The organism is Bradyrhizobium sp. STM 3809 (assembly GCF_000239795.1).
Lineage (GTDB): Bacteria > Pseudomonadota > Alphaproteobacteria > Rhizobiales > Xanthobacteraceae > Bradyrhizobium.
Genome location: NZ_CAFJ01000590.1, coordinates 1 through 24,074 on the forward strand (window position 1 = coordinate 1; position 24,074 = coordinate 24,074).

Below are 24,074 nucleotides of genomic sequence, written 5' to 3' on the forward strand. Positions count from 1 at the left end.
GGATGAACAGGGGAATGGCGAGCAGCACCAGCGACGACACGCCCTCGTCGATCCGGCTGGTCACGACCTCGAGCGGCGCCGATGTCACGGTGAGCAGATAGGCGACGGTGGCAAGGCCGAAGCAGAAGGCGATGGGAACGCCGGCCAGCACGGCCGCGCCAAGCAGGATCGCGAAGAACACGATCAGGTTCCAGTTGCCGAGCGCCTTCAGCGCCGGCGCCGCGCCCCACAGGACGGCTGCGATCGCAGCGAGGAGCGCGAGCGTGATGGCGATGTCGCGCGAGGCGTGGCGCGCCATGCGCAGCAGAGCGGTGGCGAGCATCAGCGCGATGCCGACCGGCACCGCCCCTGCCCGCACGCTGTCCGGCAGGCCGAGCGCCGGCGTCTCCGCGAACGCCTGCCCGCCGGCATAGTCGATCGCGGGATGCAGCAGGATCGCCAGGAACAGCGCCGGCGCCATCAGCGCCGCGCTTTCCAGCACCGCGCGGGTGCGCAGGCTCACGCGGTCGACCAGCGCGGTCATCCGCATGTGCTCGCCGCGGCCAAGCGCGAGCACCGCGCCCAGCATCGCGAGCCAGAGAAAGGTGATCGACGCGAGCTCATCGGCCCAGGTCAGCGGCCGGTTGAAGGCGAACCGGGCCGTCACACCGGTGATGAGGATCCCGACTTCCGCGACCAGCGCGACGATCGCGGGAATCTCGATCAGCCTCGTCAGCGCCCGCTCCAGGCCTTCGACGACGCCGTGCTTCGTGGAGGCTGCCAATGACGCGTCGACACTGTTCATCCGAGCTCTCCGACGTTCGACTGCAGGATCTTCCAGGCCTCCTCGCCGAACTTGCCGCGCCAGTCCTTGTAGAAGCTGCTCTTGCCGAGCGCGGCGCGGAACGCTTCCTTGTCGACATCGACGAAGGTGAAGCCCTTGGCGGCGAGATCGGCGCGCAGGCTCTGGCTGAGCGCGGCAATGTCGGCGCGCTCGTCATCCGCCGACTTGCCGAACTCCTGCGTGACCAGCGCCTGCAGGTCGGAGGGCAGCTTGGCGAAGGCGGCGCGATTGCCGAGGATCCAGTAGGCGTCCCAGACATGGCTGGTCAGCGAGCAGTATTTCTGGACCTCGTAGAGCTTCGCCGTGGCGATGATCGGCAGCGGGTTCTCCTGGCCCTCGACCACCTTGGTCTGCAGCGAGGTGTAGACCTCGTTGAAGTTGATCGGCGTCGGACCGGCGCCGAGCGCCTGGAACAGGCTGGTCAGGATCGGCGCCGCCGGCACGCGGATCTTGAAGCTCTTGAGATCGTCCGGCGTCCTGATCTCGCGGGTCGACGAGGTAACCTGGCGGAAGCCGTTGTCCCAGGGCTTGGACAAGGCGATCGCGCCGGTCTTCTCGATGTCCCTGCGGATGTGATCACCGAGGCTGCCGTCCATTGCCTTCCAGACCTGGTCGTAGGACGTGAAGGCGAAGCCGGTATTGACGATGCCGGCGAGCGGCACGCGGGTGGCCAGCACGGAGCTTGCGATGTTGATCGCATCGACCGCGCCGACGCGGACCTGCGAGATGAGGTCGGTGTCGGAGCCGAGCTGGTTGGCGGGATAGATGTTGATCTCGAGCCGGCCGCCGCTCGCCTCCTTGATGCGATCGGCCGCCTGCTGGGCGCGCTTGTTGACCGGGTGCGACGGGTCCTGCCCGGTCGCGAGCTTCAGCGTGAACTCGGCCGCGTTCGCCAAGCGCGAGCTACCGAAGATCAAAGGCAGAGCTGCAGCTCCGGTCAGAGCTCCAGACATGAATCGTCGACGCGTCGTTCCGTTGCGCATGGCCGTCCTCCCAGATGTGTTGTTGTCGTACGGTCCGGCGCATTGCACGCGCCGGATCTTCAATGGCGAGCGCGCCCGGCGGCTAGCCGAGCCATTCCTTCACCTGCCTCACGACCTCGGACCTCGACAGGCCATAGCGGTCGTGCAGCGTCGGCAGCGCGCCGGCGTCGAGGAATGCATCGGGCAGTCCGATCTGCCGGAACGGCACGTGCACGCCCGAGCGCATCAAGAGACCGGCCACGGCCTCGCCCAGCCCGCCGATCACGGTGTGGTTCTCGGCCACCACGACGAGGCGGCCGGAGCGGCCGGCCTCGCGCAGGATGGTCTCGGTATCCAACGGCTTGATCGTCGGCACGTGCAGCACGGCGACGTGGACTCGATCATCCGACAGCGCCGCGGCCGCTTCGAGCGCGCGCATCGTCATCAGGCCGGACGAGATCATCAGCACGTCGCGGCCGTCACGCAGCAGCCTGGCCTTGCCGAGCTCGAACTTATAGTCGTACTCGTCGAGCACCAGTGGCACCTGTCCGCGCAATAGCCGCATGTAGACCGGGCCTTGATGCGCGGCGATCGCCGGCACCACCTGCGCGATCTCATGGGCATCGCAGGGATCGATCACGGTCATGTTCGGCATGGCGCGGAACAGCGCGAGATCCTCGGCTGCCTGGTGGCTCGGCCCATAGCCCGAGGTCAGGCCGGGCAGCGCGCAGGCGATTTTCACATTGCGGTCTTCCTCGGCGATGGTCTGATGGATGAAGTCGTAGGCGCGGCGCGAGGCGAACACCGCGTAGGTGGTCGCGAACGGCATGAAGCCTTCGGCCGCAAGCCCCGAGGCGGCGCCGAACAGCAGCTGCTCGGCCATCCCCATCTGGTAGTGGCGGTCCGGAAACTCCTTCGCGAAGATGTGCAGGTCGGTGTACTTGCCGAGATCGGCGGTCATGCCGATCACGTCAGCGCGCTGGCGCGCCAGTTCGACCAGCGCGTGGCCGAACGGCGCCGGCGCGGTGCGCTGGCCCTCGGAGGCGATCGAGGCGATCATCGCCGACGTCGTCAGGCGCGGCTTGCTGAGATCCGGCGCAGGTCTCATCGTCTTCATCACGGCCTCCCGGCATCGAGTGCAGCGAGCGCGAGCTGCCATTCATGCGGCTCGACGCGAATGAAATGGTTCTTCTCGCGCTGTTCGAGGAACGGCACGCCCTTGCCCATCAAGGTGTCCGCCACGATCATCCGCGGCTTCGGCGCCTCATGCGTGCGGGCCGTGTCGAACGCGGCCACGACGGCATCGAGATCGTTGCCGTCGACGCGCTGCACGAACCAGCCGAACGCCTCCAGCCTCGCGACCAGCGGCTCGAACCCCATCACCTGCCTGGAAGGACCGTCGGCCTGCTGATTGTTGACGTCGACGATCGCGATCAGATTGTCGAGCCTGTAGTGGCTAGCCGAGGAGATCGCCTCCCACACCGAGCCCTCGTCGAGCTCGCCATCGGAGAACAGCGTGTAGACGCGCGACGACGAGTTCTTGCGCTTCAGCCCGAGGCCCATGCCGACGGCGATGCTCAGGCCGAGGCCCAGCGAGCCACCCGACATCTCCATGCCCGGCGTGTAGGACGCCATGCCGGACATCGGCAGCCGGCTGTCGTCGCTGCCATAGGTTTCGAGCTCGGCCTCCGGGATGATTCCGGCCTCGATCAGCGCCGCATAGAGCGCGATCGCATAGTGGCCGTTGGACAGCAGGAAGCGGTCGCGCTCCTCCCAATCGGGATCCTCGGGCCGGTAGCGCATCGCGTGGAAATAGGCGACCGCCAGCACGTCGGAAATGTCGAGCGCCTGGGCGATGTAGCCCTGGCCCTGCACCTCGCCCATGCGGATCGCGTTGCGGCGGATGTTGTAGGCGCGCTGCGCCAGGGTCGGCGCATTGACGCGCAAGGTCGTCGCGGTATCCATGGAGAAAGCCCTGGTTTAGTGGATCAGCATGCCGCCATTGACGTCGATGACCGCGCCGGTGACGTAGGCGGAGAGGTCAGACGCCAGGAACGTGTAGATGCCGGCGACGTCGTCGGCCGTGCCGAGCCGGTTGAGCGGGATGCCTTCGAGGATCTTGGCTTTCATCTCGTCGGTCAGTTTGCCGGCGGTGATGTCGGTGCCGATCAGGCCGGGCGTCACGCAATTGACGCGGATGCCGTCGGGGCCGAACTCGCGCGCCATCGCCTTGGCGAGGCCGAGCACGCCGGCCTTGGCGGCGGAGTAATGCGGGCCGCCGAAGATGCCGCCGCCGCGCTGCGCGGAGACCGACGACATGCAGGCGATCGAGCCCGTCTTGCGCGCGCGCATGTGCGGGATCACCGCCTGCGACAGGAACAGCACGCCCTTGAGGTTGACGTCCTGGATGCGCTCCCAATCTTCCGGAGTGATGTCGAGCAGCTTGACGGGCTGGGTGATGCCGGCGTTGTTGATGAGGATGTCGATGACGCCGAACCGGCGGGCCACCTGCGCCACCGCGTCGTTGCACGAGGTCTTGTCGGCGACGTTGCAGCCGAGACCGATATGACCTTCGCCGAGCGAGGCTGCCGCCTCCGCCGCCGCTGCCGCATCGATGTCGAGGATCGCGACCCTCGCGCCTTCGGCCGCGAACCGCCGCGCGGTGGCAAGTCCGATGCCGCGCTTCGAGGCCGCGCCCGAGATGATCGCCGTCTTGCCGCTGAGCAGCATTCTTCGTCCTCCCCAAAGTGTCGTTCTGTTGGGCTTGACCATGGCTGCTCGGACCGGCGGCGACAAACGCGCAGTTGTCACGGATAGATGAATCTGGTTCACTTATCGGATGCTGTCGAACGTGCCCATCTCGTCAATCAAGGCCTTCGAGGCCGCCGCCCGCACCGGCTCTTTTCGCGATGCAGCGAATGAGCTTCACCTGACGCCCTCGGCGGTCAGCCACGCCATCCGCAAGCTGGAGGCGACCTTGCGCACCGTGCTGTTCGAGCGCACCGCCCGCTCGGTCCGCCTGACGCCGGCCGGCGAGAACCTGATGCGCCATGCCGGCGCCGCCTTCGATCAGCTCCGCCGCGGGCTCGAGGAGGTCGCCGCGCGCGGTCCGCAACTGGTGCGCGTGCATTCGGCGCCGAGCTTTGCCGCACAGTGGCTGACGCCGCGGCTGGCGCGCTTTCTCGCCGCGCATCCGAAGCTCGAGGTGCGGCTCGCCGCCAACACCGACTACGCGCGCTTCAAGAACGACGATTTCGACATCGACATTGTCTACGGCCAGCCGCATGCCGAGGGCGCCGAGGTCGTGCCGCTCGCCGAGGAGACGGTGACGCCGCTCTGCGCCCCTGCTCTCGCCGCCTCGATCCGGCGACCGGCGGACCTGTTCGAGCACACGCTGATCCGTTCCGACATGAAGCAGGTGCAGTGGCAGCAATGGTTCGCCGCCAACGGCCTCGAAGCGCCGGCGCTGCACGGCATGCGCTTCGACCGCAGCTTTCTCGCTCTCGCCACGGCGGCGGAAGGGCTCGGCGTCGCGCTGGAATCGACGCTGCTGGCCGAGCGCGAGCTGGCGTCGGGACGCCTGGTCGCGCCGCTGGCGGGACGCGCCAACGACGTCCGCTATGTCGGCCACCGTCTCGTCATTCCACGCACCCAGCACCAGCGCTCGGCGGTGCGCGCCTTCGCCGATTGGATCAGGTCGGAGCTGTGAGACGCACGGCTCGGCGTGATCAGCCGCTCAGAACCGTGCGGCCATGTCGACCAGCCGACGATGCGCGCGCTCACGCGCTGCGCCGGTGTGCTCCGCAGGCCCGCTGGTCGGGCCGATCGCGACGAACGTCACGTCGCGCAGGCCGATGAAGCGCAGCGCCTCGCGCAGATAGGGCGTTGCGAGATCCGTCCGGCCGCGGCTCATGCCGGTGGTGAAATCGCCGCCGCTCGCCAGGATCACCAGCGTCGGGCGGTCCTTCAACAAGGGGAGATAGCCGCTGGCGGGATCGAAGCGAAAGGTGAGCCCGGGCTGGCTGATGATGTCGAGCCAGTGCTTGAGCTTGTAGGGGATGCCGAAATTCCACATCGGCGTCGAGATCACCACGCGCTCGGCGAGATCGAGCCGCACCGCCATGCGCTCGGCGACCGCAAAGGCGGCGCGCTGGGCCTCGGTGAAGGCCCGTCCGCCCATGCGGGCGTACTTCGCCTGCAGGATCTCGCCGTCGAACTCCGGCAGATGCTCGCGCCACAGATTCATCTCGTCGAGATCCCAGCCCGGCCGCACCTGCCTGAAGCGCTCAACAAAAGCGCGCGCCGCCGCGCCGGACTCCGAGTCGGCGCGCGGCGAGGCGGCAAGGTGAAGCAGCTTGGGCATCCCCTACCCCAGCGCCTTGATCACGGCATCCGCGTTGGTCACGACGGAGACGTTCTGCAGGGCGAAGTTGATCGAGGCATTGTGCCAGTCGGCATTCATGGTCGAGCAGCAATCCTCCGGCACCACCATGAAATAGCCCTTGTCGGCGCCCGTGCGCGCGGTGTGCTCGACCGACATGTTGGTCCAGGCGCCGGTGTTGATGATGACGTCGCGCCCGGTCGCTTTCAGGATGGTCTCGAGCCTCGTCCCCTCCCAGGCGCTCATCCGCATCTTCTCGACCACGAAGTCGCCGCTGCGCGGCTCGAGACCTGCCACGGGCGCCGCGCCCCAGCTGCCGCGTACCATCGCCCGGCTGTCGACCAGCCCCTCGAACAGCGGCGCGTTCAACGTCACCCCGGGCGCGCCCGGCTCGACCACGAACCAGACGTGAATGATGACGACGCCGCGGGCGCGGGCGACCTCGGCGAGCCGGCGGACATTGTCGACGACGCGCTGCTGCTTGGCATGGCCCGGCGCGCCGGACTCGGCGAAGGCGCCGCCATCCATGATGACGTCGTTCTGCAGGTCCTGGATGATCATGGCGCAGCGGCGCGGGTCCAGCTGCATGTCGCCGGAGGCGAGTTGCGGCGGCGCGGGAGCCGTCGACGACGCCGACACAGCCGATGATGGCGCAGCCGCGCGCCGCGCGCTCATATAGGGCTCGTGGCGCGGGCCGATCTTGGTTGCAACAGCATAGACCGAATGCGTGGCGGTGAGATACAGCGTGCGGAAGTCCGCACCGCCCCAGGCGAGATTGGCGACCAGCTCCGGCACGCGGACCTTGCCGAGCAGCTCGCCCGTGGGCGCGTAGACCCAGACGCCGCCCGGCGCGGTGACCCAGACATTGCCGCGCTGATCGCATTTCATGCCGTCGGGCACGCCCGGCTCCAGCTCGGAGCGAATGCCGCCGACGAAGACGCGGCCATTCGACAGCGCGCCGTCGCTGCCGACATCGAAGACGCGGATGACGGCCTGCACGGTGTCGTTGACATAGAGCAGCCGCTCGTCGGGCGAGAAGCACAGCCCGTTCGGCTGATCGAACAGATGGCGATCGACCAGGAGCTGCGGCGCGCCGCCACCCGGCGGCACGCGGTAGACGCCCTGGAAGCCGAGCTGGCGCGGCCGCTCGACGCCATACACCGGCATGCGGCCGTACCACGGATCGGAGAAATAGATCGCACCGCTGGAATGGACGCAGACGTCGTTCGGACTGTTCAGCTCCTGGTTCTGGTAGTGCGAGGCGAGGATCTCGCGACGCCCGTCGGGGCGCTCGCGCACCAGCGATGACGTCGCGTGCTCGCAGACGATGAGATTGAGCTCGGCATCGTAGGTCATGCCGTTGCATTTGTTCGAGGGCCGCCGCATCTCGACGACGCCGCGCTTGGCGTCCCAGCGTCGCCTGATATCCGCCGGCATGTCGGAGAACAGCAGGAACTGCTCGGCCGGATGCCAGATCGGCCCCTCCGTGAACTCGAAGCCGGTCGCGACCTGCGCCACCGGCGCGTAGGGATCGATCAGGGTCTCGAACTCAGGGCGCAATGTCACATGGGTCATGGCCGCTCCTCGCACCGGTCACGCCGGAAACCAGTGCCGCTGCGGCAGCGACTGCACGACCGGGCCCGGCACCTGGTCATGCAGCCGCCCCGTCACCACCCCGCCCTCGATCTTGGCGGGACGATCATGCACGGGCAGCAGATAGCGCGAGCTCGACAAGAGCTTCTTGATGGCCGCCTTCTCGGCGCGCTTCGAGGTGCCGTGATTGCCCGTGGTGCGCGGCTCGGCGTCCTGGATCTCGTTGAACGGCGTCACGATCTGGTCGTTGAAATCGTAGATCACGTCGCCGCAGATGGTGGCGATGCCGTCGGCTGTGTGGACGTGGATGTTCATCGACCCCTCGGTATGAGCATTGGCCGCCTCGCAATAGACGCCCGGCATCAGCTCGACCGGCCCGGTCAGCTCGAGATCGAGAAAGCGCAGCGCGCTCCTGGTGTGCAGCCGGTCGATCAGATGCTTGATGTCGGGCGCCGGATATTGCGGATGCATGAGACCGGACACCGAGTATTCCAGCTCACGGCGGTTCAGCACCACGGTCGTGTTCATCGGGAACAGATCGTCCTTCCCGGCGTGGTCGATGTGCAGATGGGTGTGGCAGACGTAGCGGACGTCGCCCATACGCACGCCGTGCCGCGCCAGTTGGTTCTCGATCATGTTCTCATGGTACTGCAGCCCGCGCATGCCCAAGGTCTCCATGATCTGGTTGGAGCGGTAACCGGTGTCGACGACGACGGGGTACGGCCCACCCAGGATCAGGAAGCCGAGCGTCAGCACCCGGCGGGTGCGGCCGCAGTCGCGGCCGAGCACGAGGAAGCTCGATTCCAGCTCGATATCACCATAGTCGAGGACCTTGATTTCCAGCGCCATGAGCGTTCCCTGTTGCTCTTGTTGTCGTTGCGCGCGGCGTCATCGGAGCCGATAGACCTGCCGCGCGGTTTCTCCCATCACCTGTGCTTGCGCATGCTTGTCGAGGCCGTGAAGCGCATCCTCGTAAGCCGCCACCAGCGCGCAATAGTCCGTCCAGAGCTTCTCGATCGGGAAGTTCGAGCCGAACAGGCAGCGCTCGGCACCGAACATGGCGATCGTCTCGCGCACGACAGCGGCCACATGGACCGGATCGTTCCGACGGATGAAAGTCCCGAGGCCGGAGAGCTTGCTGACGACGTTGCGGCAGGCGGCCAGCCGCTGCATGCCGGCCCGCCATTGCTCTCGTCCCGCGGGCGACAGATCCTCCAGCATTCCGGCGTGCTGCAGAATGAATGTGACGGTCGGGCAGCTCTCGGCCAGCGCCGCAGCGCCGTCCATCTGTCCGGCGAACACCTGCAAGTCGAACGACCAGCCATAGTCGGCCAGCCGCGCGATGTTGGCGCGGATCTTGGGGGCGTTGCAGACGTCGGGCGCGCTCGCGAAGCGATACAGCGGATTGTCGTGCCAGTGCAGCTGCATCCGGACGCCGCGCACCAGCGGATAGCGGGCGAGCCGATCGAATTGCGGCCGCGCGTCATCGACAGCGAGATCGGCATAGGCGACGATCGCATGGGGAAAACCATGCTCGTCGGCCGTTCGCTGCACCCAGGCGGCCTCATCCTCGAAACCATCCTTCGCCCAGTTGGTCTGGACGTAGACCGATTGCGTCACGCCGTTGCCGGCGACGTCGGCGAGATATTCCTCGATGGGATAATCGCGCCGGATCGGCTCGTAGGGCCCGAAGATCCGCGGCTGCATCGGCCCGACCAGCCAGGGCAGATCGGCCTGGCGCCAGATGTGATGATGCGCGTCGACATATCCGCTCATGCGGCCCTCCTCTGCGCCAGCGCCAGCACATGCGCGACAATGGCCTCGTCGGAGCCGCCGGGCACGATATCGTCGACGAACGGCGCGATCGCCTGCAGCGCTTCGGTCTGCGGCTTGAAGCCGGCACTTGTCGCGAGCGGGGTCAGCCAGCTCAGCCGCCAGGCGCGCAGCGACAGCTTCCAGACGGCCTCGCGCAGCGCCTGATGATCGCCGCGCTCCAGCCCGTCGGAGATCACCAGCACGGCGGCGCCGCGCGCGTAAGTCGAGAAGCGCGGCACCGCAAGGAACGCCTGCAGCGACTCGCCGATCCGCGTACCACCGTCCCAGTCGCTGACGAGATGCGAGGCGGCGAGCAGCGCCTGCTCGCGCCGCTTCAGCCGCAACGGCCGCGTGACGCGCGTCAGCCGCGTGCCCAAAGTGAACACTTCGACCTGCGGCACGGCCTGCATCAGCACATGCGCCAGCCGCATGTTGTCCTCGGTCCGCGCCTTCATCGAGCCGGACACGTCGATCAGCACCAGCAGGCGGCGCAGCCGCGGCCGCCGCTTCAGCCGCCGCAGCGACAGTACCTCGCCGTCGCGCCGCACGCTCTCGCGCAAGGTCCGGCGCAGGTCGACGAAGCTGCCGCGCCGGGCGCGCATGCGCCGGTGGCCACGCCGCTTCGGCAGCTTTGCACGGGCCTGATGCGCCAGACGCTGCAAGGCATCACCGCCGGTCGCCGGAGCAAGGCGGCGCGCGACCAGGGCCTCGGCGCGCGTGGCTGCGAGCCCGGACTCGTTCTGCTCCTGGGCGATGTCGGGATCGACGGCGCCGTCGCCCTCCTCCTGCAGCCGCACGATGTCGTCCTGCTGATCGGACTCGTTGAGGGCCACCGCGTCGGTCACGCCGAAATGAATGTCGAACAGCAGATTGTAGGTGGCGAGGCGCTCGGGCGGCGGCGCCAGGGTCGCCGCCCCGGCACGGCGGATATCGTCCAGGCTCGTCGGCCCCAGCAGCGCGATCGCTGCCAGAAACGACGTCGTCTGCTCCGGCGCGACGGCAAAGCCGTTCCGCCGCAGCAAGGCGGCAAAGCTGACAAGAATCTCCACGGGTTGCGGCAGACGCGACTCGCTCATGTCATCGCCTCCGCCAGCAGCGCGTCGAGCCGCGGTGCGATGAAGGACAGATCCTCCTCGTCCTTGAGCGCGACGCCGATCGAGCGCTTGAACGCATCCGGCCAGCGCGCGCCGGTCCGGTTCAGCAAGGTCGCGGCCTCGGCCCAGTCGACCGCCTCGGCAATCCCGGGCGCCTTGCTCAGCGGCTCGCGCCTGAGCTTGGCGACGGCCGCGACCACCGCGCGGGCGGTGGTCTCCGCGACGGTGGACGCACGCATCATCACGATCCGCGCCTCGCGCTCGGCATCGGGATAGTCGATCCAGTGATAGACGCAGCGGCGGCGCAACGCTTCATGCAGATCGCGCGTCCGGTTCGAGGTCAGGATCACGATCGGCCGCTCGGCGGCGCGCACCGTGCCGCGCTCGGGAATCGAGATCTGGAAATCGGACAGGAATTCGAGCAGGAACGCCTCGAACTCCTGGTCGGCCCGGTCGATCTCGTCGATCAGCAGCACGGTCGCATCCGGCGCGCGCAGGCAGGCCAGCATCGGCCGCTCGATCAGAAAACTCTCGCCATAGATGTCGATGCTCTCCTCGCCGGCCTGGCGGATCGCGAGCATCTGGCGCGGATAGTTCCACTCGTAGAGCGCCGCGGCGGCATCGATGCCCTCATAGCATTGCAGCCGGATCAGCTTGCGGCCGAGCACCGCGGCGATGGCCTTCGCCGCCTCGGTCTTGCCGACACCCGGCGCGCCTTCCAGCAGCAGCGGCTTGCCCAGAGCAAGCGCGAGATAGGCCGCGGTGGAGAGCCCGTCGTCGGCGAGATAATAGGCCGCGCGTAGCGCTTTTTCGAGCGCCTGCGGCGAGTCGATGCCGACGATGGTGCTGCGGACCACCATGCGCCGTCACCGCCGCGTCTGCGGCCGCGCGCCGCCCTGCGCCTTGATCGCGCGCAGCACCTTTTCCGGCGTGATCGGCAGCTCGTCGATGCGCACGCCGACAGCATTGAAGATCGCATTCGCGATCGCCGGCAGCACCGGATTGGCGCACATCTCGCCGGGACCCTTCCCGCCGAACGGTCCATCCGGGGCCGGCCGCTCCAGCACGGCGATGTCGTGCGGGCAGATGTCGCCGGGTCCCGGCATCAGATATTCGACGAAGTCGCGCGGGCCCTGCTTCGGATCGGGATAATACGGCTCGGTCGTCTCATACAGCGCGTGGCTCATGCCCATCCAGGCGCCGCCGACCAGCTGCTGCTCGACGAGTCGCGGATTGAGCGCGCGGCCGAGCTCATAGGCCGAGTCCATCCTGATCACGCCGACTTCGCCGGTTTCGTCGTCGACCTCGACCTCGGCCACCAGACAGGCATGCGCGTAGCAGGTCGCCGGCGACATCTCGCCGGTCTCGGGATCGACGTCCGACAGCGGCACCAGGAAGATGCCGCGGCCGGAGATCGTCTTGCCTTGGCGGAACTGCGCGGCGATGGCGACGTCCTTGACCGAGATCGAGCGGTGCGGCGCGCCCTTGACATGGATGTTGCCGCGGCCGTCGGTTTCGAGATCGCTGGCATTGACTTCGAGCTCCTCGGCGGCCGCCTCCATCATCACGCCGCGTGCCTCCTTGGCCGCCGCCATGACGGCATTGCCGACTCGATGGGTGCCGCGCGAGGCGAACGAGCCCATGCAATGCGGCCCGGTGTCGGAATCGGCGGTGTCGACATAGACGTCCTCGACCGGCACGCCGAGCGTCTCGGCGCAGATCTGGCGCGTCACCGACTTCATGCCCTGCCCGAGATCGATCGACGACAGCGCCACCGTGAACTTGCCGCTGGGGTTGGAATGCACCAGCGCCTGGCTCGGATCGCCGCCGAGATTCATGCCGATGGGATAGTTGATCGCCGCCATACCGCGGCCGCGGTGTCTCGCCATCTCAGCGCCTCCTCGTGCCGAACACCGACGAGAACCGCGTCGCGCCGTGCCCCGGCGACGGCGCAGGAGCCTGCGGTGGTGGGTCGGGCTGCGGTGGCATCGAGAGACCACGATCGTAGCTGGTGCGCTGCTGCGCCGGTGCGGAGCGCGGCTGCGCCGGCTCACGTGGCGTGGACGGCACTGCCGCCCGTGCCCCGCCGCCATCCTTGCGCGACGACATCCGGCGGAACTCCTCGCGGATCGGCCATTTCGCCTTCTCGGCAGCGACCTGCACACATTCGATCAACGCCGTGTTCTTGGCCTCGCGGCGATGCGCCTTCATGTCCCCGTCGCGGTACGCATTCAGGATTCGGAACTCCATCGGGTCCATGCCGATGAGATGCGCGAGCTTGTCCATCTGGCATTCGAGCGCGAAGTCCATGCCGGTGATGCCGAAGCCGCGCATCGCGGTGGCCGGCGTACGGTTGGTGAAGACGCAGTAGATGTCGCCGTGGACGTTGGGGATCGTGTAGGGCCCGGGCAGATGGGCGGCGCATTTCACCACCGCGTAGCTCGACAGCCGCGTATAGGCGCCGGAGTCGAAATAGCCGCGGATCTGCCGCGCGACAATGCGCCCGTCACGCATCACGCCGTCCTTGATGTAGATGCGCTCGGCGCCGCGCGGCGGCCCGAACTGCATCTCCTCCTCGCGCCCGAGTACGTAGCGCACTGGCCGCCCGGTCAGCATGGCCGCGAGGATGGCGAGCGGCTCTGTCAGCGTATCGACCTTGCCGCCGAAGCCGCCGCCGACGGTGCCGCCGATGAAGTGGAAGGTGTTCGAGGGAAGGTCGAGGATCTTGGCGCAGGTGTCGAGCGAGAAGAACAGGGCCTGCGTCGAGGTGTAGACCACGTAGCGACCGTTCGTGTCCGGCGCGGCGATCGAGCCGTTGGTCTCGACCGGAGCGTGCTCGATCGGCGACATCTGGTAGCGCTGCTCCAGCACGTGGTCGGCCCCGGCGAAGCCGCGCTCGACATCGCCGAAGCGCAGCTTCTGGTGGTCGTAGCGCTCGTGATATGTAAACGTGTTCTTCGGATAGGTCTCGTTGACCGTGGGCGCGCCCGGCTTCAGTGCTTCCTCGACATCGAACACCGACGGCAAGCTCTCGTAGTCCACACGCACCTTGGCCGCCGCCTCGGCGGCCGCGCGGAGCGTCTCGGCCACCACGGCAACGATCGGCTCGCCGCGATAGCGCACCTTGTCGACGGCCAATGTCGGCTCGTCGTCCTTGCCGAAATTGATCAGGCTGAGCAGCGTATTCAGATTGCGCGGCACATCAGCGCCGCGGATGACCCGGCGGACGCCTTCGCTCCGCTCGGCCTCGCTGGTGTCGATGCGGCGCAGCCGGGCATGCGATTGCGTCGACCTCACGACCCTGACATGCAGCATGCCCTGCAGCTTGTGGTCGTTGAAATAGGTCGAGGTGCCCGTGACGTGGCCCAGCATGTCCTGGCGCTGGGTGCCCTTGCCGACCTCGTTGAGATTGTCGTCGCGCTCGTCGGCGAAGATGTCCTTGCGCAGTTCCAGCATGATGGTGATCCCTCACGCGCTGGCGCGCGACGACGCCGCCGCCAGCACCGCATTGATGATCGGCTCGTAGCCGGTGCAGCGGCAGATGTTGCCGGAGATCGCTTCCACCACCTGTTCGCGGCTCGGCTGCGGGTTGCGGTCGAGCAGCGCCTTGGCGGCCATCAGCATGCCCGGGGTGCAATAGCCGCATTGCGCGGCAAAGCCCTCCGCGAACGCGCGTTGCAGCGGATGCAGGTTCGGGCCGGTCTTGATGCCGTCGAGCGTCTCGACCGCGCGTCCCTCGACGGCCTCGGCGAGCGTCAGGCAGGAGAGATGCGCCTCGCCATCGATCAGCACGGTGCAGGCGCCGCAGCCGCCCTGCCCGCAGCCGAATTTCGGCGTGACGTCGCCGAGCATCTCGCGCAACACGACCAGCAGGTTGGTGCCGCCGTCGACGAACAGCGCGACATCGCGGCCATTGTGCCGGAACTGCAGCGGGGTCTTCGCCATGGCCTAGCTCTCCTGTCCCGACAATAGCCGCCGCAGATGCACGCCGACGACCTCGCGGCGGTACCACGCGCTCGCAAGCGAATTGTCCGTTGGCGCCGTACCCTCGCCGGCGGCGCCCGCGGCGGCGCCGATCGCACTGGCATCGAGGGGCCTGCCTTCGAGCGCGCGCTCGGCCGCCTTGGCACGGATCGCAGTCGGGGCCATCGAACCCAGCGCGATGCGGGCGCCGGTGACGCGCCCGCCGCTCTGCGGAAGGTGCGCCGCGAGCGTGATCACCGATCCGCCCTTCGGCTTGATGCGGGCGATCTTGCGATAGCGGAACGCATCGGCCGACGCCGGCCTGATGCAGGACACGGCGACGACCAGCGCGCCGGCGTGGCGGTCGCGCGATTGCAGGAATTCCTCGAGCGGCACGTCGCGCAAACCAAAGCCGCCCTGCAGCGAGACCATGCCGTCGAGCGCCAGCAGCGCCACGGTGAAATCGCCGAACGGGGCCGGCGCGAACAGATTGCCGCCGACGGTGCCCATGTTGCGCACGGCGGGGCCGCCGATCGAACGCGCCGCCGGATGCAGGAACGCGAGGTCACGCTCGGCGAGCACGCGGGCGAAGGTGACCCCCGCGCCGACACGGACGCGCGCGCCGGCCGCATCGATGCCCTGCAACGCCCGATCGGTGGCGCGCACCACGGTCGCGATCGAGACGTCGCCCTCGTTGAGATCGCGCATGACCAGCGTACCGCCGCCGAGATAGCGCGCGGCGCGGTCCGACGACAGCGCGGAAGCCGCCTCGCTCAGCGCCTGGAATGTCTTCACCGTCACCGGCATCGATTCACCTCGTCTGTCATGCGGCCTGCTTGAGATGCGATCGGATCGCCTCGAAGCCGGCCTGGTAGATGTCTTCCGCGACCATGCGCGTCAGCGCCTCGGCCTGCTCCGGCCGCGTCGTGAAGCGGCTCTCCCAGTGCCAGAACGTGCGGTCGCCATCGGTCACCGGGAGCAGCCGGACGTGGGCGACGTAGTTGAACAGCGCGACCGGCGTATCGAGCAGGCAGTAGCTGAAGCTCTGTTCGAGATCGGACAGCGCCAGCAACTGCTCGCGCAACTCGGAGCCGTCCTGCAGCCGGAAGCGCCTGACGCAGCCGATCTTGTCGGAGGTCTGCGAGCGTTCGATCGCCGAGGTCGCGACCGCCGGATGCCAGCGGTCATGACCGTTGAAGTCGCGCAGCACCTCCCAGACCCGGTCGGTCGGCGCGTCGATGATCGTGCTCTTGACGATGTGCGGCACGGCCTAGCCTCCAAACGCCCGCTTGAGCGCATCGAAGCCGCCCTGGAACACGCCGCCGCCGATCGAGCCGACCAGATCGGCCTCGCGCTCCGGCGCGCAGTCGAACTCGGCGGTCCATTCCAGGAAGGTCTTGTCGCCGTCGGTCACCGGCGTCAGCCGCAAGGTCGCGACGTAGTTCGAGACGCCCATCGGCGATTCCAGGATCGAATAGGTGCAGAACATGTCGTAATCGGACAGGCCGAGCAGTTTTTCACGGATACGGTCGCCGTTGCGTAGGCGGAAATCCCTGACGCAGCCGATCTTGTCGGCGGGCTCGCCGCCCTCGATCCGGCTCTCGGCAATCGCCGGGTGCCAGTTCGGCAAGCCGTTGAAGTCGCGAACGCGCGCCCAGACGCGATCGTTGCGGGCATTAACGACGGTAGAGACGTAGACCCTCGCCATCACGCATCACCCCTTCTTGCGCGGACCGCGATCGGCCGGCGGCTCCGATGGGCCGCCGTCACCGCCTCCACCCGCGTCCTTGCGCGCGGCGGTGTCCTTGCGGATGCCCTGCATGTCCCGCGCTTCGCGGATCAGGCCCGGCATCTTGGCGAGGCTGCCGCCCTCGACGCCGATGTCGGAGAGGATGGAGTCGATCAGCGGCGCCTGAACGCGGTAGCGCAGCGCGGAGTCGATCACCTCGTCGGTCGCGCTGCGGCCGCCATTGCCGTTGCCGCCATGGCCGTTGAGGCCGTCGACCTGGAGGATGCGGATGCCCTCGATCTTCTCCATCGGCTTGACACTCTCGCGCACGATGCCCTCGATGCGGTCGAGCAGCTTGCGGCGGAACAGCGAGTAGCGGGCCTGGTCGGTCAGCACGTTCTCGGCCTCGTTGAGCAGCCGCTGCGCTTCGGCCTCCACGGCCGCACGCACGCGCTCGGCCTCGGCCGCGATCCGCGTCTCCTCCGCCTGCTTCTCGGCGAGTAGCACCTCGACCGTCTTGCGCCGGCGGGCGATCTCGCTCTCGCGCGCGGTAATCACCTTCTCCGCGGCTTCGGTGGCGCGCGTGCGCGCCTCCTCGGCGGTCACCTTGGCAGCGGACTCCTCCAGCGACTTCTGATACAGCGCGATCGCCTTCTCCATCAGCGCCGTCTCGACGTCCTTCTCGCGGTTGACCTCGAGCTTGCGCAGTTCGCGCTCCCTGCCGATACGGGCCTCGTCGAGGCCGCGATCCGAGGCGATGCGCGCGCGCTCGACCTCCTCGCGCGCGGCGATCTCCGCCTCCTGCAGCGACTGCACGCGCGCGACCTCGAGCTGCTCGATCGACCGGCGGCGTTCGAGCCGCGCGGCTTCCAGCGCCTGCTCGCGCGTCACATCGGCGGTCTCGACCTGCTTGCGCGCCAGGATCTCGGCCTCCTTCACCTGCCGGTCGGCATCGATGCGCTCGGAGCGCTTGGCAGCAAGCTCGATCACCCGGACCTCGTCGGCCAGCTCGATCGCCTTCTTCTGGTCGATGTTGAGCACCTCGCGCGTCCGCGACGAGGCAATGCGTTCGGCCTCCAGCGCCAGCTCGACCTCGATGCGGCGCCGCTCGACCGCCTCGCGCCGCTTGAGATCGGCGGCCTCGACCGCTTCGGTGCGCGCGATCTCCAGGCTGCGCGTCTCCTTCTCCGACAGGATGCGCTTGGCGGCGACCGCCTGTTCCTGCGCGATGCGCGCCGCCTCGATCGCCTCGCGGGAGGCGATGTCGGCCTCCTCGATGGCCCTGACACGGGCGATCTCCAGCGCGCGCACCCGTTCCTCCTGGGCGATGCGGCTCGCTTCGGTGGCCTCGCGCGCGGCAATGCCGGCGATCTCGATGCCCTGGTTGCGCTCGATCTCCAGCTTGCGCGTGGCATGCTCGGCGGCGATGCGCTCGGCCGACAGCGCCTGCTCGCGCGCGATGCGGGCGGCCTCGACCGCCTTCTGCGCCTCGATCTCCGCCTCCTGGATCGCACGCACCTGCGCGATCTCGGTGGCGCGGGTGCGCTCGTCGGAGCTGATGCGCTCGAGATTGACGATCGTGGTCTGCGCGATGCGCGCCTTCTCGGTCGCCTCGCGCGCCGCGATCTCGGCCTGCTCGATGGCGCGGGTGCGCTCGATCTCGCGGCGGCGGGTCTCCTCGTCATTGGCGATGCGCGCGTCGGAGACGACACGGTCCTGCTGGATCCGCGCCTTCTCCACCGCCTCGCGCGCGGCGATCTCGGCCTCCTCGATGGTGCGCGTGCGCTCGATATCGCGCTGGCGAACCTCGCGCTCGGATTCAATTCGGGCGGCATCGATGGCGCGCTGATTGGCAATGCGGGCCTTCTCGATGTCCTCACGCGCCAAGAGTTCGCGCTCCTCGACCGCACGCGTGCGCTCGATCTCGCGCTGGCGCGTGTCGCGCTCGGCCGCGATGCGCGCTTCCGCGATCGTCAGCTCGTTGGCAATGCGCGCCTTCTCGATCGCCTCGCGCGCCGAGATCTGCGCCTGCTCAGCCTCGGTCTCGCGCAGCGCCCGCTCGCGCGCCACTTCTGTCCGCTGCAGCGCGCGGCGCATCTCGATATCGCGCTCCTGCTCCAGCCGCGCGGTTTCGCTCTCGCGCTCGATCTCCAGCGCCTCGCGCTCGGCTTCGAGGTTGCGGGTGCGGATCTTGATCATCGAGTCCTGCTCGATGTCGTTGCGCAGCTTGCGCTTGCTCTCGATATCCTCCATCAGCCGGGTCAAGCCTTCGGCATCGAAGCGGTTCGAGGGATTGAAGAACTCCAGGTCGGTCTGGTCGAGATCGGTGATCGCGACCGACTCCAGCTCCAGACCGTTCTGCGCCAGCGCCTCGGCGGCCGCCGCCTTGACGCGCGCGACATAGTCGCCGCGCTGCTCGTGCATCTGCTCCATGGTCATCTCCGCGGCGACCGAGCGCAGCGCCGAGACGAACTTGCCGGACAGCAGCGCGTGCAGCTTTTCCGGTTCGAGGGTGCGACGGCCGAGCGTCGCAGCGGCAATCGACACCGCCTCGCGGGTCGGCTGCACCCGGACATAGAAATCGGCTTCGACGTCGACGCGCATCCGGTCGCGGGTGATGACGGCATCCTGCTTCGCCCGCGTGATGCCCATCGGCAGTACGTTCATGTTGACGGGCGTGTAGTCGTGGATGAACGGCATCACGAAGGCACCGCCATTGATCACGACCCGCTCGCCCATGAAGCCGGTGCGGACGAAGGAGACCTCTTTCGAGGAACGGTGGTACAGCCAGTTGACGATGTAGACGGCGACCACGATGACGATGATCGCAACGATCAGCCACAGGATCAGCTCACCGATCAATGCCCCGGACATCACACTCCTCCTTCGGTCTCCTGCCCGGCGAGCGCGGCGCGCTGCGCCGCTGCTGCCGGATCGCGTGTTGTGGTCTCAGACGCGGCGCGGCCGCGAGCTGATCGCCTTGAAATGTCGCACCTGCTCGGTCAGCGCCCGCTCCACGGGCAGCCGCTCCATCGAGGAGGCGCCGTAGAAGCCGTGACAGTTCTTGGTGTGCTTCATGATGAAATCGGCATCGGCCGGCTCGGCGATCGGGCCGCCATGCGCCAGCACCAGGATCTCCGGATTGACGCTGAGCGCCGCCGACGCCCAGCTGTCGATCAGCCCTGGACAGTCCTCCAGCTTCGGCGCGGTCTGCGCGCCGATCGAGCCGCCGGTGGTCAGCCCGAGATGACAGACGATGATGTCGGCGCCGGCGATCGCCATGCCCGTCGCCTGCGCCTCGTTGAACACATAGGGTGTCGTCAGCAGATCCTTGTCATGGGCGCGACCGATCATGTCGATCTCGAGCGCATAGGAGATGCCCGTCTCCTCGAGATTGGCACGGAAGGTGCCGTCGATCAGGCCGACGGTCGGAAAGTTCTGCACGCCGGAGAAGCCGAGCGTCTTCAGCTCATCCAGGAACACATCCATGTCACGAAACGGATCGGTGCCGTTGACGCCGGCCAGCACCGGCGTGCTCTTCACGACCGGCAGCACCTCAGCCGCCATCTCGACCACGATTGCGTTGGCGTCGCCATAGGCCATCAGCCCGGCGAGCGAGCCGCGGCCGGCCATGCGGTAGCGGCCGGAGTTGTAGATCACGATCAGGTCGATGCCGCCGGCCTCCTCGCATTTCGCCGACAGGCCGGTGCCGGCGCCGCCGCCGATGATCGGGACGCCACGACGGACCATGTCGCGGAACTTCTTCAGCAGCGGTGCACGCTCATATTTCGGCATGACCCTCACCTCGCCTGTCTGCGCCGCGCCGGCAGCCGCCCGAGCATCGGCCTGATGGCGCCGATGACCGCTGCCGCGAACTCATTGTCGTTGATGTGATGCGGCACGCGGATGAGCCGCCGGCCCGAGGTCTGCCGCACCGTCTGTTCGAGGCTGCGGAACAGCGCCTCATCCGCCTCGCGGTCGAAGAACGGCTGTCCCTGCGCATCGAGCGCCGAGACGCCTTTCTCGGGCAGGAAGAACCGGACCGGCCCGTCCATGCGGTTGAGCCGCTCGCCGATCCAACGGCCGATCTGCGCATTCTCCGCCGGGGTCGTCCGCATCAAGGTGACCTGCGGATTGTGGACGTGGAACTTGCGGCCGCGATAGCGCTCGGGGATGGTCTCGGGCGCGCCGAAATTGACCATGTCGAGCGCCCCGACGGACCCGACATAGGGCACGCGGCTGCGGATGACGGCGCCGAAGCGGTCCTCAGTCGCCGGAAACACGCCGCCCATCAGGAGATCGCAGACCTCCGTCGTGGTGAGATCAACCACGCCGGCGAGCAGGCCGGAATCGACCAGCTTCTCCATCGAGCGGCCGCCGACGCCGGTGGCGTGAAAGACGAGGCATTCGTAGTCGTCGCGCAGCTCCGCCGTGATCTTCTGCACCGCCGGGGTGGTGACGCCGAACATCGTGATTCCGATCGCCGGCCGCTGCGGCTTGCTGCGATCCGGGGCGGCAGACGCTTGCTGCCGCGCCATGACCATGCCGGCCAGCGCATGCGCCGCGTTGCTCAGCACGGCCCGCGAGATCGAGTTCAGGCCCTGGACGTCGGTGACCGAGTACATCATCGTGATGTCGGCCGGGCCGACATAGGCGCCGACGTCGCCCGAAGCGACCGTCGAGACGATCAGCTTGGGCACGCCGACGGCCAGCTCGCGCATCCCTGGCGCGACCAGCGACGTGCCGCCGGAGCCGCCCGCCGAGATGATCCCGGCGACATTGTCCTGCCGGCGCAGCCAGCGCGCGAAGGCATCGGCCATCGCGGTGACGGAGGCGCCACGGTCGGAGCCGAACACGGCCGCGCCGCCGCGCGGATGATTGAGCGCGATCTCCTGCGCCGAGACATCGCAGCTCGCGTGCCGCCCGCTGGTCGAGACGTCGACCAGCCGCGTGCGTAAACCATGGCCGGCAATGATGTCGCGGATGAAACGCAGCTCGTCACCCTTGGTGTCGAGCGTGCCGACCACGATCACCGCCGGCGGCCCTGATGTGATCGCGGTGGGGCGCTCACGGCCTTGGCGTGCCGCATCGTCTAGGCGCGTGACGCTGGTCGACACCGTGCGCGCCTTGCTCTCGATCTGCGCGATCGGCACCGGCTGCGACCAGCGCGTCGGCAGCACCGGATTGGAGACGTAGACCTTGACCGGCGCTGCTTTCGGCGCTGCCGGCGCAGCGGCGCGTACGACCGGCTCGTCCCTGACCTGCTCGGCGCCGAGATCGGTCTCGTCGCCGGCATGCTGGCCGACGCCGAGCAGACGCTGCTGCAGTTCGCGATCGGCGGCGAGGCGGCCTGAGTCGATGATGCGGTTGATGCGGCCGTTGACCATGATCGCCACGCGCGGCGAGATCGCGGTGGCGACGCCGATGTTCTGCTCGATCACCAGCACCGCGATGTCGCCATCCTGGCCGAGCCGGATCAGCATCTCCTCGACCTGAGCGACGATGACCGGCGCGAGCCCCTCGGTCGGCTCGTCCATGATCAGCAGCTGCGGATTGGTCAGCAGCGCGCGCGAGATCGCGAGCATCTGCTGCTCGCCGCCGGACAGCTGGCCGCCGCCATTGTTGCGGCGCTCGGCAAGCCGCGGAAACGTCTCGTAGACCCGCTCGACGGTCCAGGCGCCGCGGCGCAGGCCGGCCGCCAGCCGCAGATGCTCGTCGACGCTGAGCGAGCGCCACAGGCGCCGGCCCTGCGGCACATAGCCGACGCCGAGCCGTGCGATGCGCGCCGGATTGAGCCCGGTGATGTCATTGCCGCGCAGCCGCACCGAGCCGCCGGACGGCCGCAGCAGGCCCATGATCGCCTTGCACAGCGTGGTCTTGCCCATGCCGTTGCGGCCGACCAGCGAGAACACGCCGGTGTCGAGCCGGAGATCGACGCCCTGCAGCGCGTGGGAGTGACCGTAGTAGACGTCGAGGGCGCGAACCTCGAGCGCGGGAGCCGAACTGCGGACCTCATTCATGGCCGCCTCCGAGATACAGCTCCTGCACCTCCGGATCGGATTCGATCTCGTGCGGCGCGCCCTCCTTGAAGATGCGGCCGTTGTGCATCATCGTGACGCTCTCGACGACGCGCAGCGCCACGTCCATGTCGTGCTCGATGATGATATAGCCGATGTGCGGCGGTAGCGCGGTCAGGATCTCCACCAGCTCGCGCCGCTCGGTCGGCGACAGGCCGGCCGCCGGCTCGTCGAACAGGATGAAGCGCGGCGCGCCGGCGAGCGCGAGCGCGATCTCGAGCTGGCGCTGCTGGCCATGGGCGAGCTCGGACACCAGCTGATCGCGCACCGAGGTCAGATGCACCGCCTCGATCAGACGCTCCGCCGCCTGCATCAAGGCGTCGTTGGCACCGGGACGCAGCATCGAGAAGCGGGCGCGCGAGACCCCTCGGCAGGCAAGATAGACGTTGTCGCGAACGGTGAGGCCGAGGAATAGCGCGGAGATCTGGTAGGTTCGCCGCAGTCCGCGCCGGATCCGCTCATGGGGCGGAAAGGCCGTGATGTCCTCGCCGAAGAAGCGGATCGTGCCCGAGGTCGGCAGGAAGTCGCCGGTCACGCAGTTGAACAACGTCGTCTTGCCGGCGCCGTTCGAGCCCAGCACGGCGCGTCGCTCGCCCGGCCGGACCGTGATGGTGATGTCGGTGAGCGCCGCCAGCGCGCCGAACATCCGGGTGACGCCGCGCAGTTCCAGCGCGGCGGTCGAGCCGAGCGCCGAGAGCCGGTCCGCCACCCTGTCCATCACCCTATCCATGGCCGTGGCCTCCCGGACGCGACCGCGTCTCCTGCTGGCCGCGCCTGCGCCAGCGTTCGTAGAGGCCGATGACGCCATCGGACGACCAGAACACGATGGCGAGGAAGCCGAGGCCGATCAGCAGACGGAACCTGTTGCCGTCCAGACCGACCTTGACCAGGAAGTCCAGCGCGAAGGTGCGCAGGATCACGAAGATGAAGGCGCCGATATAGGGCCCGACCGAACGGGTGATGCCGCCGACCACTGCGACGATCAGGATGTCGATGCAGCGCTCGACCGCGACCGAGCCCGGCGAGATCTGCCGGTAGTTCCAGACCTGCAGCACGCCGCCGAGCCCGGCGATCAGCGCAGCGAAGGCGTAGGCCGCGATGCGATGGGCGTTGACGTTGAAGCCGAGCGCCGCCATGCGCCTGGGGTTGTCGCGCACGCCCTGCAACGCCAGGCCGAACGGCGCGCGCGACAGATAGAGCACGGCGAAATAGCACAGCGCCGCAACCGCCAGGATCAGATAATAAAAGGCGATGTCGCTGCGCCAGTCGATGCCGAGGAAATGCGGCGTCGCGATCGTGTTGATGCCGGTGTGACCGTTGAAGATCGCCCAGTTCTGGTTGGTGAAGTAGTAGAACGCGGCGCCGATCGCCAGCGTGATCATGATGGTGTAGATGCCTTCGGTGCGCACTGCCAGCGCGCCGCCGAGCGTGCCGAACAGCACCGCGAGCACCAGCGCCATCGGCGTCGCCAGCCACCACGGCCAGCCCAGGCTGATATTGGCGTTGCCGCTGACCCCGAACACCGCGACCATGTAGCCGGCAAAGCCCGCGATGGTCAGCTGCATCAGGCTGACCATGCCGCCCTAGCCGGCGAGGAACATCAGGCTCAGCGCGATGGTCCCGAGAATGAGCGTCGT

The 24,074-nt window shown here is 68.1% G+C and carries 22 protein-coding genes and 1 pseudogene; 1 reads left to right on the forward strand and 22 read right to left on the reverse strand.

The window, feature by feature from the left end:
* The 5 genes from BRAS3809_RS26560 to BRAS3809_RS26580 form a co-directional block, all read right to left on the reverse strand.
* Window positions 1-784, reverse strand: a 784-nt coding sequence (locus tag BRAS3809_RS26560; RefSeq protein ID WP_035658828.1) for a TRAP transporter small permease, incomplete at its 3' end; no start/stop codon positions are given.
* Entirely contained in the window at window positions 781-1,806 is a 1,026-nt protein-coding gene (locus BRAS3809_RS26565) for a TRAP transporter substrate-binding protein (RefSeq protein WP_008965098.1), read from the reverse strand. The genes BRAS3809_RS26560 and BRAS3809_RS26565, both read right to left, overlap by 4 nt.
* Before the next feature lie 82 nt (window positions 1,807-1,888).
* Window positions 1,889-2,902, reverse strand: a complete 1,014-nt coding sequence (locus BRAS3809_RS26570) for a transketolase family protein (protein ID WP_008965099.1) — start codon at window positions 2,900-2,902, stop codon at window positions 1,889-1,891.
* Window positions 2,902-3,750 (reverse strand): transketolase, encoded by an 849-nt coding sequence (locus BRAS3809_RS26575; RefSeq protein WP_008965100.1) that lies wholly within the window; start codon window positions 3,748-3,750, stop codon window positions 2,902-2,904. The genes BRAS3809_RS26570 and BRAS3809_RS26575 overlap by 1 nt, the downstream gene beginning before the upstream one ends.
* A gap of 15 nt (window positions 3,751-3,765) precedes the next feature.
* Window positions 3,766-4,515 carry an SDR family NAD(P)-dependent oxidoreductase gene (locus BRAS3809_RS26580; RefSeq protein ID WP_008965101.1) on the reverse strand — a complete coding sequence of 250 codons (750 nt, stop codon included), beginning with the start codon at window positions 4,513-4,515 and terminating at the stop codon, window positions 3,766-3,768.
* Between the two features lie 109 nt (window positions 4,516-4,624).
* Between BRAS3809_RS26580 and BRAS3809_RS26585 the strand changes: the two genes are divergently transcribed.
* Window positions 4,625-5,494 (forward strand): LysR substrate-binding domain-containing protein, encoded by an 870-nt coding sequence (locus BRAS3809_RS26585; RefSeq protein WP_008965102.1) that lies wholly within the window; start codon window positions 4,625-4,627, stop codon window positions 5,492-5,494.
* Window positions 5,495-5,521: 27 nt separating this feature from the next.
* On the opposite strand, the gene BRAS3809_RS26590 is transcribed toward BRAS3809_RS26585, so the two are convergent.
* The 17 genes and pseudogenes from BRAS3809_RS26590 to BRAS3809_RS26670 all read right to left on the reverse strand — a co-directional run.
* Window positions 5,522-6,148: an FMN-dependent NADH-azoreductase gene (locus BRAS3809_RS26590; RefSeq protein WP_008965103.1), complete on the reverse strand. Its 627-nt coding sequence runs from the start codon at window positions 6,146-6,148 to the stop codon at window positions 5,522-5,524.
* 3 nt (window positions 6,149-6,151) lie between these two features.
* Window positions 6,152-7,741, reverse strand: a complete 1,590-nt coding sequence (locus BRAS3809_RS26595) for an isochorismatase family protein (protein WP_008965104.1) — start codon at window positions 7,739-7,741, stop codon at window positions 6,152-6,154.
* Window positions 7,742-7,759: 18 nt separating this feature from the next.
* On the reverse strand, window positions 7,760-8,608 hold the full coding sequence (locus BRAS3809_RS26600; RefSeq protein ID WP_008965105.1) for an MBL fold metallo-hydrolase: 849 nt from the start codon (window positions 8,606-8,608) through the stop codon (window positions 7,760-7,762).
* A 39-nt stretch (window positions 8,609-8,647) separates the two neighbouring features.
* The gene (locus BRAS3809_RS26605) at window positions 8,648-9,535 is read right to left on the reverse strand and encodes an amidohydrolase family protein (protein WP_008965106.1); all 888 of its coding nucleotides are present in this window, start codon (window positions 9,533-9,535) and stop codon (window positions 8,648-8,650) included.
* Window positions 9,532-10,650, reverse strand: a complete 1,119-nt coding sequence (locus tag BRAS3809_RS26610; RefSeq protein WP_008965107.1) for a VWA domain-containing protein — start codon at window positions 10,648-10,650, stop codon at window positions 9,532-9,534. Before BRAS3809_RS26610 ends, BRAS3809_RS26605 begins: the two co-directional genes overlap by 4 nt.
* Window positions 10,647-11,528, reverse strand: coding sequence for an AAA family ATPase (locus BRAS3809_RS26615; protein ID WP_008965108.1), 882 nt, complete (start codon window positions 11,526-11,528; stop codon window positions 10,647-10,649). Before BRAS3809_RS26615 ends, BRAS3809_RS26610 begins: the two co-directional genes overlap by 4 nt.
* Window positions 11,529-11,534: 6 nt before the next feature.
* A complete protein-coding gene (locus BRAS3809_RS26620; protein ID WP_008965109.1) occupies window positions 11,535-12,557 on the reverse strand; it encodes a xanthine dehydrogenase family protein molybdopterin-binding subunit in 1,023 nt (340 codons plus the stop codon).
* Between the two features lies 1 nt (window position 12,558).
* Entirely contained in the window at window positions 12,559-14,124 is a 1,566-nt protein-coding gene (locus BRAS3809_RS26625; RefSeq protein WP_008965110.1) for a xanthine dehydrogenase family protein molybdopterin-binding subunit, read from the reverse strand.
* 12 nt (window positions 14,125-14,136) lie between these two features.
* The gene (locus BRAS3809_RS26630) at window positions 14,137-14,613 is read right to left on the reverse strand and encodes a (2Fe-2S)-binding protein (protein WP_008965111.1); all 477 of its coding nucleotides are present in this window, start codon (window positions 14,611-14,613) and stop codon (window positions 14,137-14,139) included.
* A gap of 3 nt (window positions 14,614-14,616) precedes the next feature.
* Window positions 14,617-15,438, reverse strand: a complete 822-nt coding sequence (locus BRAS3809_RS26635; RefSeq protein ID WP_008965112.1) for an FAD binding domain-containing protein — start codon at window positions 15,436-15,438, stop codon at window positions 14,617-14,619.
* Between the two features lie 16 nt (window positions 15,439-15,454).
* Entirely contained in the window at window positions 15,455-15,898 is a 444-nt protein-coding gene (locus tag BRAS3809_RS26640) for an SRPBCC family protein (protein ID WP_008965113.1), read from the reverse strand.
* Between the two features lie 3 nt (window positions 15,899-15,901).
* Complete coding sequence (locus BRAS3809_RS26645) at window positions 15,902-16,339, reverse strand: SRPBCC family protein (RefSeq protein WP_006609919.1); 438 nt, start codon at window positions 16,337-16,339, stop codon at window positions 15,902-15,904.
* 6 nt (window positions 16,340-16,345) lie between these two features.
* Window positions 16,346-19,234, reverse strand: a complete 2,889-nt coding sequence (locus tag BRAS3809_RS26650; RefSeq protein ID WP_008965114.1) for a flotillin family protein — start codon at window positions 19,232-19,234, stop codon at window positions 16,346-16,348.
* Window positions 19,235-19,309: 75 nt separating this feature from the next.
* Entirely contained in the window at window positions 19,310-20,155 is an 846-nt protein-coding gene (locus BRAS3809_RS26655; RefSeq protein WP_008965115.1) for a phosphoenolpyruvate hydrolase family protein, read from the reverse strand.
* A gap of 5 nt (window positions 20,156-20,160) precedes the next feature.
* Window positions 20,161-22,380 (reverse strand): ABC transporter permease, encoded by a 2,220-nt coding sequence (locus BRAS3809_RS26660; protein ID WP_008965116.1) that lies wholly within the window; start codon window positions 22,378-22,380, stop codon window positions 20,161-20,163.
* A complete protein-coding gene (locus BRAS3809_RS26665; protein ID WP_008965117.1) occupies window positions 22,373-23,155 on the reverse strand; it encodes an ABC transporter ATP-binding protein in 783 nt (260 codons plus the stop codon). The genes BRAS3809_RS26660 and BRAS3809_RS26665 overlap by 8 nt, the downstream gene beginning before the upstream one ends.
* A gap of 4 nt (window positions 23,156-23,159) precedes the next feature.
* A pseudogene (locus tag BRAS3809_RS26670) lies at window positions 23,160-24,074 on the reverse strand (branched-chain amino acid ABC transporter permease); the annotation flags it as partial.